Here is a 12,811-nt window from a genome sequence, read left to right as displayed (position 1 = left end):
CCTTCAACTCCCCAGAAACCACGATCCCCACAACTCCCTGAAACTCAAGGTGTTGCGGGGATCGCTAGAACCCGCCAACCGGTGAGGGGCCCTCTCGTCGTCTGCGGCCGGTCCGGGGAGGACGAGCCCCGCTGCTACCGGCGCACGCCGAGCAGCAGCCCGTCGCCGCTCGGGATCAGTGCGGGCAGGACCCGCTCGTCCGATCGCAGGGACCGGCCGACCTCGCGGACGATCGCCGTGACCTCGTCACGACGGGCGGGGTCCGCCACGCGGTCGCCGACGAGCGCGCCGTCGACCGCGAGGATCCCGCCCGGGCGCAGGAGGCGCAGGGCCTGCTCGACGTACTCGGGGTAGCTGTGCCGGTCGGCCCCGACGAGCACGAGGTCGTACGCGCCGTCGGTGAGCCGCGGCAGCACGTCGCTCGCGCGGCCGGGGATGGTCCGGGTGCGCGTCGCGCGGATCCCCTCCTCGGCGAAGGCCTCCTTGGCGGCACGCTGGTGCTCGACCTCGACGTCGATCGTGGTCAGGACGCCGTCCTCGGGCATGCCGCGGAGCAGCCAGAGCGAGGCGACCCCGGTGCCGGTACCGATCTCGACGACGGCGCGCGCGGCGAGCGCAGCGGCGAGGGCCTGGAGGACGGCTCCCACGCCGGGCAGGACGGCGGGACAACCCAGCTCGGCGGCGCGCTCGCGAGCGCGCAGGAGGACGTCGTCCTCCGGCACGAACTCCTCGCAGTAGGTCCAGCTCGACGCCTTGGCGTTGGTCCGGCCGATGTCGGTGGTGATAGGGCCCTCCTGGTCTTGGGTGCCGCGCGTCCCCGGTGGCCCGGACGGACTGCCGGGGTGCGGTGGTTCCGCGCGGTGCAGGTGAGGCGATCGTACCTGTCGACGGGCCCGGAGGCGCTGGTTGGCGCGGTTCCGGGGGGAGGTTTCGTGCACGTCGTGTCGACGTCCGGGCGGGGGGCTGGAACCGATGGGGGCCGTGCGGCGTTGAGAGGGGACAATGGATCGTGTGAGCAGTGACGTGAGTGCCCAGCCCTGGACGCCCCCCTCGTGGGACCAGATCGTGCGGGAGCACTCCGCGCGCGTGTACCGGCTGGCGTACCGCCTGACCGGGAACCAGTACGACGCGGAGGACCTCACGCAGGAGACGTTCATCCGCGTGTTCCGCTCGCTGTCGAGCTACACGCCGGGGACGTTCGAGGGGTGGCTGCACCGCATCACGACCAACCTCTTCCTGGACCAGGTGCGACGCAAGCAGCGCATCCGCATGGAGGCCATGGGCGACGACTCGGGGCTGTACCCGGCGACGGGCGAGATGACGCACCCCGAGCGGGGGTACGAGCACACGAACCTCGACCACGACGTGCAGCGTGCGCTCGACGCCCTCTCGCCCGAGTACCGGGCCGCGGTCGTGCTGTGCGACATCGAGGGGCTGAGCTACGAGGAGATCGCGGTCACGCTCGGCATCAAGCTGGGCACGGTGCGCTCGCGCATCCACCGCGCACGCACGCAGCTCCGCGCGGCGCTGCCCCACCGGGACCCGTCCGACCGCGGCGGCGCCGACGGTGCGCCGTCCGAGGACGCCGCCGTCGGCGCGCTGACGGCGCTCGGGGCCCGCAACGCACCGGGGGGACCATGACGCACCTCGGGACACTCGTCAGCGCTCTCGCGGACGACCAGCTCTCGTCCGCGACGCGTGAGCGCGCGCTCGCGCACGTCGCGGCGTGCGACCAGTGCGCGGCCGAGCTCGCGGTGGCCCGGGCCGTGCGCAAGCGGTTGTCGTGCGCGCGCGACGTGCTCCCGACGACGGACCTGACGGCACGGCTGCTCGCGCTGTCGTCGGAGATGTCGGGTGCGCAGGGCGACCCGCTGCGGCAGGCGCCGCCGGCCCGGGACCCGTGGGCCGCGGCCCCCGAGGAGGGGGCGCTGCGTGACGCCCTCACCGGAGACCTCGTGGCCCATGCCCGACGGCGGCGCTCGCGTCGAGCCGTCGTCGCGGCCTCGAGCGGGGTCGCGGTCCTCGCGGTCGCTCTCTTCACCCTGGGCGACCGGCCGGTCGTCGTCCCGGAACGGCACGTGGCCGCGCCGCTGACGCTCCTCGCCCAGGCCGGGCGCAGCCCGGGCGAGAGCATGGAGGCCGACCTGGTGCCCGTGCTGCCGACGGTCGGCGGGGCGACGGCCGCCGGGGGTCGGGGCGCCTCGACCGGCGACGCCGTGGACCTGTCGGACTCCGCGGCGCTCGTCTGGATGTCCGAGCACGGCTGGACCAGCCCGTCGGGGATCCTCGAGGGCTTCGACGTGACGAGCGTCCGCCTCCTCGGTGACAGGCGGGACGTCCTCCAGGTCGACCTGACGGGTCCCGAGGGCACCATCGTGGTCCGGGAGCAGGTGGGGCGGCTGGACACCACGTCTCTCACACGCTCGGAGGGCTTCGACGGGAGGTCCGTCTACGTCCTGTCCGACGAACCGTGGCACGTCGTGTGGCAGGCTGGGGACACGGTGATCGACGTCGTGGCCGAGGCGCGCAAGGAGGTGCTCGTCGCGTTCGTGGCGACGTTCCCTGCGCACGACTTCGACGAGGGGGTCCCGGCCCGCATCTCCCGGGGATGGACGACCATGACAGGAGCCTTGGGCACCCCATGACCGCACACGACGCAGCGCCCGAGCCTGCGGATCAGCAGCCGACCACGCCCGAGCCGCAGCCTGCGCCGCCGCCCGAGGTGCCGTCCGCCGCGCCCGTCCAGCCGGACGCGGCCGGGGAACCCTCGCCGCCCGCACCGCCGGTGTCGACGCCGCCCGTGCGGCCGCAGGAGACCGCGCCGCAGCAGGCGCCGCCGACCGCCCCGCGCGAGGAGCAGCCCCGTGAGCCCCGGAACCCCTTCGCACCGCCGTCGTCCTACCGGCCCACGGCGAGCGTCCCCCTGACGGCTGCGGGTGCCGGCGACGGTCCTGCGTCCCCTCCCGTCGGTGCGGTCCCGGGGGCGGCACAGCACGACACCCGCCCCTACGGCCCCCCGCTCGGTGCTCTGCCCGTCGCACGTCAGGGGCTTCCCGGCTACGGCGCACCCCACGGTGCGTCGGTGCCGGTACCACCTCCGCCCTCCTACCCGGTGCGCCCGCCCGGTGCCTACCCGCCGGGGCAGCACCCCCAGCAGCAGGGCCCGCACGGGCATCCGGCCGAGCCCGGCCAGGAGGGACCGGCCGCGGCACCCGCGCCCAGGAAGCGGCGTCGCCTCGGGGCGGGGGCCGTCGCGGGGATCGCCGCGATCGCGCTGGTGGCCGGCGCGGTCGGGGGAGTGGCTGCCGACAGGATCGTCGACGGGGCGGACCGTCGGCCCGTCGACGTCTCGCTGCCCGTCGCCGGCACAGCGCCGGACGAGGCGCGACCGGCGGGCTCGGTCGCGGCCGTCGCGGCGAGCGTCCTGCCGAGCGTCGTCTCGCTCCAGGTCGAGGGTGCCGACGGCGTCTCGACCGGGTCCGGGTTCGTGATCCGCGAGGACGGCTACATCCTCACCAACAACCACGTGGTCGCCGGTGGCGCGGACGGTGGCGAGGTCACGGTGCTCTTCGCCGACGGCAGCGAACGTCCGGCGACGGTCGTCGGGCGGACGCCGGACTACGACCTCGCGGTCGTCAAGGTCGACGAGTCCGGTCTCAAGCCTCTGGTCCTGGGGGACAGCGACGGCGTCGTCGTGGGCGACCCGGTCGTCGCGATCGGGGCACCGCTCGGTCTCAACGGGACGGTCACGACCGGGATCGTGAGCGCGCTGCACCGGCCCGTCGCCGCGGGCGACTCGGCCGAGACGGCCTTCATCGACGCGATCCAGACGGACGCGGCGATCAACCCCGGCAACTCGGGCGGGCCCCTCGTCAACGGCGCCGGAGAGGTGGTCGGGGTGAACTCGGCCATCGCGCAACCACCTGGCACGGGAGCGGCGACGGGCAGCATCGGCCTGGGTTTCGCGATCCCGTCGAACCAGGCCCGGCGTACCGCCGAGGAGCTCATGGAGAGCGGCACCGCCACGTACCCGGTGATCGGTGTGCTGCTCGACTCGCGGTACCAGGGCGAGGGCGTCCAGGTCACGACCGAGCCGCAGGGGGCGCAGGACCCGGTCACCGCCGACGGCCCCGCGGACGTCGCGGGGATCCGTGCCGGGGACGTCATCCTGGCCATCGACGGTCGGCCCGTGAGCCTGAGCGACGAGCTCATCGTCGCGATCCGGGCCAAGGCCCCCGGCGACACCGTGACGCTGCGCGTGCGCACGGGCGACCAGGAGCGCGACGTCCGCGTCGTGCTCGACGAAGCCACGAGCGAGTAGTCTGACCGCGTGTTCGGAATCAACGGCTGGGAATTCGGGATCATTCTGGTGATCGCGCTCGTCGTCATCGGTCCGGAGCGGCTGCCCCGGTACGCCGAGCAGCTCGGCGGGTTCGTCCGCACCGCACGCGGCTTCCTGAAGGACGCCAAGGCGCGTGTGGACGAGGAGCTGGGCGAGCAGGTGGGCGACGTGGACTGGGCCAAGCTGGACCCGCGCCAGTACGACCCCCGGCGCATCGTCCGCGACGCGCTGCTCGACGACGACGGGCCCTCCGTGCCGTCGCGTCCCCGCCCGGGAGCCCCCGTGCCGCCGCCGCCCGGAGGTGCCGCGGGCCGTGCGGCGGTGCCCGCCGGGGCGCCTGCGCCGGTCGTGCCCGCCCCGTTCGACGACGAGGCGACCTGAGCCCGGTCCTCCGTGTCCCGGAGGGTGGCCCGGATTCGGTCGGTGCACGTCGACCTGTCAGAATGGGGCAATGGTCAACGAGGTTCCCGGCGTACGGCGTCCACGCATCTTCTCGGGGATGCAGCCCACGGAGGATTCGCTCCAGCTGGGCAATTACATCGGGGCACTGAGTCAGTGGGTCGCCCTCCAGGAGTCGTACGACGCGATCTACTGCGTCGTCGACATGCACGCCCTGACGGTCAACCCCGAGCCGGAGAAGCTGCGGGAGCGGACGCGTCGCACCGCGGCCCAGTACCTGGCCGGAGGCGTCGACCCGGACGGCTCGACGCTGTTCGTGCAGTCGCACGTCCCGGAGCACGCCGAGCTCGCCTGGGTGCTCTCGTGCCAGACGGGGTTCGGCGAGGCCGGGCGCATGACGCAGTTCAAGGACAAGTCCGCCAAGCAGGGCACGGAAGGCACGACGGTCGGCCTCTTCACCTACCCCGTGCTCATGGCAGCGGACATCCTGCTGTACGACGCGGCCCTCGTGCCGGTCGGCGAGGACCAGCGCCAGCACCTCGAGCTCGCACGAAACCTGGCCGAGCGGCTCAACTCGCGGTTCGGCGACGACACCGCGGTCGTCCCTGAGCCGCACATCGTCAAGGCGGTCGCGAAGATCTACGACCTGCAGGAGCCCACGGCCAAGATGAGCAAGTCCTCGTCGGGCGGCAAGGGCGTCATCTGGCTGCTCGAGGACCCCAAGGTCGCGGCCAAGCGCATCAGGTCGGCCGCGACGGACTCCGAGAACGAGATCCGCTACGACCCGGTCGCCAAGCCGGGCATCTCGAACCTGCTGACGATCTTCTCCGCGCTCACGTCGCGGCCCGTCGAGCAGATCGCCGCGGACTACGAGGGCAAGGGCTACGGCCACCTCAAGGTGGACCTGGCCGAGGTCGTGGTCGACTTCCTGACCCCGTTCCAGGCGCGGGCCGACGAGTACCTGTCCGACCCGGCCGAGCTCGACGCGGTCCTCGCGCGCGGTGCAGAGCGGGCGCGCGGCCTGGCGCAGGTGACCCTGGACCGCATCTACGACCGGGTCGGTCTGCTGCCCGCTCGCCGGACGCGCTGATGAACCTCCCCGAGCGGGGTCCGCACCAGGTGCGGATCGGTATCGCGATCGAGATCCCCGAGCCCTACGGCACCGCGCTCCAGGAGGCGCGGGCCGCGTTCGGCGACCCGTTCGCGGGAGACATCCCTCCGCACATCACGCTGCTCGGGCCGACCGTGGTGGACGAGCACGACCTCGACGAGGTCTACGCCCACCTGGAGGGCGTGGCGGCGCACGCGGCCCCGTTCCGGGTCATCCTGCGTGGCTCGGGGACGTTCCGGCCCGTGTCACCCGTGGTCTTCGTGATCGTGGCGCAGGGCATCGCCGAGTGCGAGGGGCTCGAGGGGGCGGTGCGGTCCGGCATCCTGGACCAGGAGCTGCGCTTCAACTACCACCCGCACGTCACGGTCGCCCACGAGGTCGACGACGAGGCGCTCGACCTCGCGTTCGAGGAGATGGCCGGGTTCGAGGCCTCGTTCGACGTGACCGGGATCCACCTGTACGAGCACGGCGACGACGGTGTGTGGCGTCCGGCACGTCGGTTCGACCTCACCGGGCTGTCGGACGGGTGAACGGCACCCTCCTCTTCTAGGCTCGGGCGATGACCCAGCCGACCACCACCGAGCGCGCAGGCCCAGGCCGGCGCCCGCGCCCGCATCGCGACGGTTCCGAGGCCGACGACCGGCGGCCCACCGTGCGTGACGCCAGGAAGCCCGGACAGGTCACCGGCCGCCCGGCGTCCGACCGTGGCGCCCCTGAGGCTCCCGGGGCCGTGGCTCGTCTCGTGTCCCGCGGGCAGGCCGTGCTGGCCTGGTGGAACGCGACGCGCCCCGCGCGGGCTCTCGCGCAGTACGGGGTCCAGAGAGGGGCGCTCCTGTGCGGCGGGATGGCCTACTCCGCGCTCTTCTCGCTGTTCGCCGGGCTGACGATCTTCTACACGGCCTTCATGGCCTTCCTGGGCAACAGGGAGGAGCTGCGCGACGAGGTCTTCGCCCAGATCGACAAGGCGATCCCGGGACTGATCAAGCAGACCCCGGACGGCGCGGGCATCATCTCGCCCGACCAGCTGATCCTCGACCGGGGCTTCGACCTGTCGAGCATCATCGCGGTCTTCGTGCTGCTGTTCAGCGCGATCTCCTTCATGGCCGCCCTGCGCACCTCGACCAGGGCCATGTTCTCGCTCACGGACGTCGGCCAGAACCCTGTGCTGTCCAAGCTGCGCGAGCTGGGCGGGTTCGTCGTGCTGGGGATCAGCGTCGTGATCTCCGCGGCCGCGACGGTCGTGGTCCAGACGCTCGGCGCCACGCTCTTCGGTCACGGCGTCCTGGCGTCGGTGCTGGTGCCCGTGGTGGGCATCTTCGTCGGGCTCTTCTTCGACGCGGTCGTGGTGCTGCTCATCATCCGTTTCGTCGCGGGTGTACGGCCGCCGCGCAAGGACCTGTACATCGGCGCCATGACCGCGGCCGCTGCCTTCGGGGTGCTGCGCTACCTCGGGACGAGCATCATCGTCGGGAGCTCGTCGCGCAACGCCCTGCTGGGCTCGTTCGCGACGTTCGTGACGATCCTGCTGCTCGCGAACTTCGTCACGCGCATCCTGCTGATGGCCGCGGCCTGGATCGCGGACCCGCCTGCGCAGCCGACCGCGGACGAGCTGCGGGAGCGGGCCGAGGCGGAGCAGGACGAGCGGCTCGAGGAGCGCGTCCGCCGAGGGGCCGGGTACGGCTACCCCTGGAGCCCGGTGGTCCGGGGCGTCCGGCGGGGCCGGGAGCCCAGGGTGTCCGTCAAGATCTGAGCCGTCCGACGCCGACGGCGGCCCACCGGCCGGAGCCGGGGACCGCCGTCGGGCAGTGCGGGGTGGGTCAGAACGCGCGGGTGATCATCGCGCGCTTGACCTCCTGGATCGCCTTGGTGACCTCGATGCCACGAGGGCAGGCCTCGGTGCAGTTGAAGGTCGTGCGGCAGCGCCACACGCCCTCCTTGTCGTTGAGGATCTCCAGGCGCTGGGCGGCGCCCTCGTCACGCGAGTCGAAGATGAAACGGTGCGCGTTGACGATCGCGGCCGGGCCGAAGTACTGGCCGTCGGTCCAGAACACGGGGCAGGACGACGTGCACGCGGCGCACAGGATGCACTTGGTGGTGTCGTCGAAGCGCTCGCGCTGCTCGGCCGACTGCAGGCGCTCCTTGCTCGGCTCGTTCCCGGAGGTGATGAGGAACGGCATGATCTCGCGGTAGGAGGCGAAGAACGGCTCCATGTCGACGACCAGGTCCTTGATGACCGGCAGGCCCTTGATGGGCTCGACGGTGATCGGCTTGTTCGGGTTGACGTCCTTGAGCAGCGTCTTGCACGCCAGGCGGTTGCGGCCGTTGATCCGCATCGCGTCCGAGCCGCAGATCCCGTGCGCGCACGAGCGGCGGAACGTCAGCGAGCCGTCGTGCTCCCACTTGATCTTGTGCAGGGCGTCCAGCACGCGGTCCGTGCCGTGGGCCAGGACCGTGTACTCCTCCCAGTACGCGTCCTCGCCGTGCTCGGACTCGGGGTTGTAGCGCCGGAGCTTGATCGTGACCTCGAACGAGGGCACGGCACCGACCTCGGTCTTCTCAGAACCGACGGGGGCTTCGAGTGTGGCAGTCATCAGTACTTCCGCTCCATGGGCTCGTACCGGGTCTGGGTGACGGGCTTGGAACCCAGCACGATCTTGTAGGAATCGAACTCCTCGACGTGGTCGAAGTAGCCGTCGACGTGGCCGTCGGCGGTGTCGCCGGCGGACGTGGGGCGACGGTAGGCCATCGTGTGGAGCATGTAGTTGGCGTCGTCGCGGTCCGGGTAGTCCTCGCGGTAGTGACCGCCGCGGGACTCCTTGCGGTTGATCGCGGCGATGACCGTGACCTCGGCGATGTCCAGCAGGAAGCCCAGCTCGATCGCCTCGAGGAGGTCGGTGTTGAACAGGCGTCCCTTGTCCTGGACGGAGACCTTGCGGTAGCGGTCCTGGAGGGTGCGGATGTCGGAGAGCGCCTGGTCGAGCGACACGCCCGTGCGGAAGACCTGGGCGTTGGCGTCCATGGTCTCCTGGAGCGCCTTGCGGACGTCGGCCACGCGCTCGCCGTCGGGACGGTTGCGCATCTCGTCGAGCTGCGCGATCACGGCCGCGGCGGGGTCCTCGGGGAGCTCGCGGTACTCGGCGGTCGCGGCGTACCGCGCGGCCTCGCGGCCGGCGCGCTTGCCGAACACGTTGATGTCGAGGAGCGAGTTGGTGCCCAGACGGTTGGATCCGTGGACCGAGACGCACGCGACCTCGCCGGCCGCGTACAGGCCGCGGACGACGTTGTGCCCGTCGCGGAGCACCTCGCCCTCGACGTTGGTCGGGATGCCGCCCATGGCGTAGTGCGCCGTGGGGTACACGGGCACGGGCTCGGTGTAGGGCTCGATGCCCAGGTAGGTGCGCGCGAACTCGGTGATGTCCGGGAGCTTGGCGTCGATGTGCGCGGGCTCGAGGTGCGTGAGGTCGAGCAGGACGTAGTCCTTGTTCGGCCCGGCGCCGCGGCCCTCGCGGACCTCGTTCGCCATGGAGCGCGCGACGATGTCACGCGGGGCGAGGTCCTTGATGGTCGGGGCGTAGCGCTCCATGAAGCGCTCGCCCTCGCCGTTGCGCAGGATGCCACCCTCACCGCGTGCGGCCTCCGACAGGAGGATGCCGAGGCCCGCGAGGCCCGTCGGGTGGAACTGGAAGAACTCCATGTCCTCGAGCGGCAGACCACGGCGGTAGGCGAGGGCCATGCCGTCACCCGTCAGGGTGTGCGCGTTGGACGTCGTCTTGAAGATCTTGCCCGCCCCGCCCGTGGCGAAGATGATCGCCTTGGCCTGGAAGACGTGGATCTCGCCCGTCGCGAGGTCGTAGGCGACGACGCCGGTCGCGTTGACCGTCTCGCCGTCGGGGACGTCCTCGGCCGCGAGGTCGTGGTCCGTGATGAGGTCCAGGACGTAGAACTCGTTGAAGAACTCGACGTTCTGCTTGACGCAGTTCTGGTAGAGCGTCTGGAGGATCATGTGACCCGTGCGGTCCGCGGCGTAGCACGAGCGGCGCACCGCGGCCTCGCCGTGGTTGCGCGTGTGCCCACCGAAGCGGCGCTGGTCGATCTTGCCCTCGGGCGTGCGGTTGAACGGCAGGCCCATGCGCTCGAGGTCGAGCACCGCGTCGATGGCCTCCTTGGCCATGATCTCCGCGGCGTCCTGGTCGACGAGGTAGTCGCCGCCCTTGACCGTGTCGAACGTGTGCCACTCCCAGTTGTCCTCCTCGACGTTCGCGAGGGCGGCGCACATGCCGCCCTGCGCCGCGCCGGTGTGGGACCGGGTGGGGTAGAGCTTCGAGATGACCGCCGTCCGGACCTTGCCGGACGACTCCAGTGCCGCGCGCATGCCGGCGCCGCCTGCTCCGACGATGACGACGTCGTACTGATGGGTTTGCATCGGTGTCGATGCCTCCTGTGACGAGTGGGAAGGGGGGACGGGACGATCAGGCGACGGCTGGGGGACCGTCGACCGTCAGGGCCGTCCGGTGAAGCAGAAGGACGGGAGCTGGTAGTCCAGGGCGTTCGGGGGGCACGGGTCGAACGTGAAGACCACGAGGGTGCCGAGCACGGTGACGACCACGAACGCCAGGTACAGCGCGCCCTTGAGCACGAGGCGCGTGCCGTCGCGCTGCGCGTAGTCGTTGATGATGGTGCGCACGCCGTTGGTCCCGTGGATCATCGCGAGCCACAGCATGAGCAGGTCCCAGACCTGCCAGAACGGGGAGGCCCACTTGCCGGCGACGAAGCCGAAGTCGATCGCGTGGACGCCCTCGCCGACCATGAGGTTGACGAACAGGTGCCCGAAGATCAGGACGATCAGCACGACGCCCGAGGCGCGCATGAAGACCCAGCTGTACAGCTCGTAGTTCGAGCGCGTGGTCTTCTGGCGCTTGTACGGGTCGCGGGGGGCCGCGAGGGGAGAGCTGGTGCTCGTGGTGCTCATCAGTGCCCACCTCCGAAGACGTTCATGAGGTGGCGGGGCAGGAAGCCCGCCATCGTCACGGCGAACAGGCCGACGACGACCCACAGCATGGTGCGCTGGTACTTGGGGCCCTTGGCCCAGAAGTCGACGAGGATGATGCGGACACCGTTGAAGGCGTGGAAGACGATGGCGGCCACGAGGCCGGCCTCACCGAGTCCCATGACGACCGTCTTGTAGGTGCCGATCACGGCGTCGTACGCCTCGGGTGAGACTCGTACCAGCGCTGTGTCCAGCACGTGCACGAGGAGGAAGAAGAAGATGAGCACGCCGGTCACGCGATGCGCGACCCACGACCACATGCCTTCACGGCCGCGGTACAGCGTGCCAGCGGGTGCACTGGGCACTTTAGGGGCCTCCTGTGGCGAGTTCAGGGGTGAGATATCGAGCTGGACGACGTCGTCCGCCGGTGGCCCTTCACGACCGCTCCACGTCGAGGCTCGGGAGAGTCGGGTGGAGCGGCAGATCCAGGGCTCGCCGGAGTCCGTCGATATCCGTCTCTGGGGATCCACCATAGTGATCTCGGCATCGTGGTGCGGACCGCGGGGCGTTCCCAGGGGCCCGGCCGGGCCGTATTGTGACCCATTCCACACGGCTCCCGATGACTTGGCGACGCCCGTCCGCGGAGGGTCCTCGGGCGCGGGGTCACGCGTCGGTCACGCGTCGGTCACTATGCTTCGAGGATGTCGACCCTCCCCGTTCCCGCGCCCAGCCCTGACTCGTCGCCGGACGGGGCCGCCCCGGTGACCCCGGCGATCCCCGGCTTCTACGCCGTGATCCCCGCCGGGGGTTCCGGCACGCGGCTCTGGCCGCTGTCGCGCCGTGGCAACCCGAAGTTCCTGCTCGACCTGACGGGGTCCGGCCGGTCGCTCCTGCAGGCCACGGTCGACCGCCTGGCACCTCTCGCGGGTCAGGACGGCATCGTGCTGGTGACCGGTCGCCAGCACGTCGCCTCGGCGCGCACGCAGCTCCCGGGCCTGCGGGACGACGCCCTGCTCGCCGAGCCCTCGCCGCGCGACTCGATGGCGGCGATCGGGCTCGCGGCCGCGGTGCTCGAGCAGCGCCACGGCGACGTGGTGATCGGATCGTTCGCGGCGGACCAGGTCATCACGGGTCGGGCGGCGTTCGAGCAGGCGGTCCGGGAGGGCGTCGAGGCGGCCCGCGCGGGCTACGTCGTCACGGTCGGGATCGCCGCCTCGCGCCCGTCGACGGCGTTCGGCTACGTCCGGAGCGGGACGTCGCTCGACCTCGCGGGCGCGCCCACGGCGCTGCACGCGCAGGGGTTCACGGAGAAGCCGGACGCCGTGACGGCGCAGCGCTACGTCCGGTCGGGGGAGTACCGCTGGAACGCGGGCATGTTCATCATGCGCACGTCGGTCCTGCTGGGGCACCTCGCGGACCAGCGCCCCGAGCTGCACGACGGGCTGCGCACCGTGGCCGCGGCGTGGGACACCCCGGACCGCGACCGTGTCCTCGCCGAGGTGTGGCCGGGCCTGGAGAAGATCGCGATCGACCACGCGGTGGCCGAGCCCGTCGCGGCCGTGGGCGGGGTCGCCGTGGTGCCGGGCAACTTCGGGTGGGACGACATCGGGGACTTCAACTCCCTGGCCGCGCTGCTCCCCTCGGCCGACGAGTCGGGCTCCAAGGTGCTCGGCGACGCGGACCGGGTGGTGCGGCGCGAGAGCGCGGGCTCCGTGGTGGTCCCGGCGAGCGACCGGGTCGTGACGATCCTCGGGCTCGACGACGTCGTGGTCGTCGACACGCCCGACGCGCTGCTGGTCACGACCCGTGCCCGCGCGCAGCAGGTCAAGTCGATGGTCGACCTGGTGCGCGAGCGGGGACTCGACGAGCTGCTCTGACGCACCGCGCCAGGGCGCCGTGGCCGAACACCTTGGAGCCCGACTCGTCGGCCGAGGGGAGCAGCGCGGCCAGGGAGTTGAAGTCCCCGCTGTCG

Annotated in this window: 13 protein-coding genes; 8 read left to right on the top strand and 5 right to left on the bottom strand. The window is 71.7% G+C overall.

What is annotated here, in order from left to right:
• Positions 1 to 134: 134 nt before the first annotated feature.
• Positions 135 to 785 (bottom strand): O-methyltransferase, encoded by a 651-nt coding sequence (locus tag H9623_RS18975; RefSeq protein ID WP_407671992.1) that lies wholly within the window; start codon positions 783 to 785, stop codon positions 135 to 137.
• 217 nt (positions 786 to 1,002) lie between these two features.
• On the opposite strand from H9623_RS18975, the gene sigE reads away from it, so the two are divergent.
• The 7 genes from sigE to H9623_RS18940 all read left to right on the top strand — a co-directional run bounded on the left by sigE (position 1,003) and on the right by H9623_RS18940 (position 7,602).
• Positions 1,003 to 1,641: an RNA polymerase sigma factor SigE gene (sigE, locus tag H9623_RS18970; RefSeq protein WP_193721559.1), complete on the top strand. Its 639-nt coding sequence runs from the start codon at positions 1,003 to 1,005 to the stop codon at positions 1,639 to 1,641.
• Complete coding sequence (locus H9623_RS18965; RefSeq protein WP_193721558.1) at positions 1,638 to 2,645, top strand: anti-sigma factor family protein; 1,008 nt, start codon at positions 1,638 to 1,640, stop codon at positions 2,643 to 2,645. Before sigE ends, H9623_RS18965 begins: the two co-directional genes overlap by 4 nt.
• The gene (locus tag H9623_RS18960) at positions 2,642 to 4,321 is read left to right on the top strand and encodes a trypsin-like peptidase domain-containing protein (protein ID WP_193721557.1); all 1,680 of its coding nucleotides are present in this window, start codon (positions 2,642 to 2,644) and stop codon (positions 4,319 to 4,321) included. Before H9623_RS18965 ends, H9623_RS18960 begins: the two co-directional genes overlap by 4 nt.
• Before the next feature lie 9 nt (positions 4,322 to 4,330).
• Positions 4,331 to 4,723: a Sec-independent protein translocase subunit TatA/TatB gene (locus tag H9623_RS18955; protein WP_193721556.1), complete on the top strand. Its 393-nt coding sequence runs from the start codon at positions 4,331 to 4,333 to the stop codon at positions 4,721 to 4,723.
• 70 nt (positions 4,724 to 4,793) lie between these two features.
• On the top strand, positions 4,794 to 5,831 hold the full coding sequence (gene trpS / locus H9623_RS18950) for a tryptophan--tRNA ligase (protein ID WP_193721555.1): 1,038 nt from the start codon (positions 4,794 to 4,796) through the stop codon (positions 5,829 to 5,831).
• Positions 5,831 to 6,382: a 2'-5' RNA ligase family protein gene (locus tag H9623_RS18945; protein WP_193721554.1), complete on the top strand. Its 552-nt coding sequence runs from the start codon at positions 5,831 to 5,833 to the stop codon at positions 6,380 to 6,382. Before trpS ends, H9623_RS18945 begins: the two co-directional genes overlap by 1 nt.
• Positions 6,383 to 6,411: 29 nt before the next feature.
• Complete coding sequence (locus tag H9623_RS18940; protein ID WP_193721553.1) at positions 6,412 to 7,602, top strand: YihY/virulence factor BrkB family protein; 1,191 nt, start codon at positions 6,412 to 6,414, stop codon at positions 7,600 to 7,602.
• A gap of 67 nt (positions 7,603 to 7,669) precedes the next feature.
• Here the strand turns inward: H9623_RS18940 and H9623_RS18935 are convergent, their stop codons facing one another.
• The 4 genes from H9623_RS18935 to sdhC form a co-directional block, all read right to left on the bottom strand.
• Positions 7,670 to 8,443 (bottom strand): succinate dehydrogenase iron-sulfur subunit, encoded by a 774-nt coding sequence (locus tag H9623_RS18935; RefSeq protein ID WP_193721552.1) that lies wholly within the window; start codon positions 8,441 to 8,443, stop codon positions 7,670 to 7,672.
• On the bottom strand, positions 8,443 to 10,275 hold the full coding sequence (gene sdhA, locus H9623_RS18930) for a succinate dehydrogenase flavoprotein subunit (RefSeq protein ID WP_193721551.1): 1,833 nt from the start codon (positions 10,273 to 10,275) through the stop codon (positions 8,443 to 8,445). The genes H9623_RS18935 and sdhA overlap by 1 nt, the downstream gene beginning before the upstream one ends.
• 75 nt (positions 10,276 to 10,350) lie before the next feature.
• Complete coding sequence (gene sdhD / locus H9623_RS18925; RefSeq protein ID WP_193721550.1) at positions 10,351 to 10,821, bottom strand: succinate dehydrogenase, hydrophobic membrane anchor protein; 471 nt, start codon at positions 10,819 to 10,821, stop codon at positions 10,351 to 10,353.
• Positions 10,821 to 11,204, bottom strand: coding sequence for a succinate dehydrogenase, cytochrome b556 subunit (sdhC, locus tag H9623_RS18920; RefSeq protein WP_193721549.1), 384 nt, complete (start codon positions 11,202 to 11,204; stop codon positions 10,821 to 10,823). The genes sdhD and sdhC overlap by 1 nt, the downstream gene beginning before the upstream one ends.
• A 336-nt stretch (positions 11,205 to 11,540) precedes the next feature.
• Here sdhC and H9623_RS18915 point away from each other — a divergent pair, with 336 nt between their 5' ends.
• Entirely contained in the window at positions 11,541 to 12,716 is a 1,176-nt protein-coding gene (locus H9623_RS18915; RefSeq protein ID WP_193721548.1) for a mannose-1-phosphate guanylyltransferase, read from the top strand.
• Positions 12,717 to 12,811: the final 95 nt, after the last annotated feature.

The organism is Oerskovia douganii, from assembly GCF_015142735.1.
Lineage (GTDB): Bacteria > Actinomycetota > Actinomycetes > Actinomycetales > Cellulomonadaceae > Oerskovia > Oerskovia douganii.
Note: the sequence above shows the minus strand (reverse complement) of the source record. Positions and strands in the feature narration are given on the sequence as shown.

Coding starts and splice junctions, on each gene's coding strand:
- H9623_RS18945 (WP_193721554.1), top strand. CDS start 5,831: ATGAACCTCCCCGAGCGGGGTCCGCACCAGGTGCGGATCGGTATCGCG.
- sdhD (WP_193721550.1), bottom strand. CDS start 10,821: ATGAGCACCACGAGCACCAGCTCTCCCCTCGCGGCCCCCCGCGACCCG.
- sigE (WP_193721559.1), top strand. CDS start 1,003: ATGGATCGTGTGAGCAGTGACGTGAGTGCCCAGCCCTGGACGCCCCCC.
- H9623_RS18940 (WP_193721553.1), top strand. CDS start 6,412: ATGACCCAGCCGACCACCACCGAGCGCGCAGGCCCAGGCCGGCGCCCG.
- H9623_RS18960 (WP_193721557.1), top strand. CDS start 2,642: ATGACCGCACACGACGCAGCGCCCGAGCCTGCGGATCAGCAGCCGACC.
- H9623_RS18965 (WP_193721558.1), top strand. CDS start 1,638: ATGACGCACCTCGGGACACTCGTCAGCGCTCTCGCGGACGACCAGCTC.
- H9623_RS18915 (WP_193721548.1), top strand. CDS start 11,541: ATGTCGACCCTCCCCGTTCCCGCGCCCAGCCCTGACTCGTCGCCGGAC.
- trpS (WP_193721555.1), top strand. CDS start 4,794: ATGGTCAACGAGGTTCCCGGCGTACGGCGTCCACGCATCTTCTCGGGG.
- H9623_RS18935 (WP_193721552.1), bottom strand. CDS start 8,443: ATGACTGCCACACTCGAAGCCCCCGTCGGTTCTGAGAAGACCGAGGTC.
- sdhA (WP_193721551.1), bottom strand. CDS start 10,275: ATGCAAACCCATCAGTACGACGTCGTCATCGTCGGAGCAGGCGGCGCC.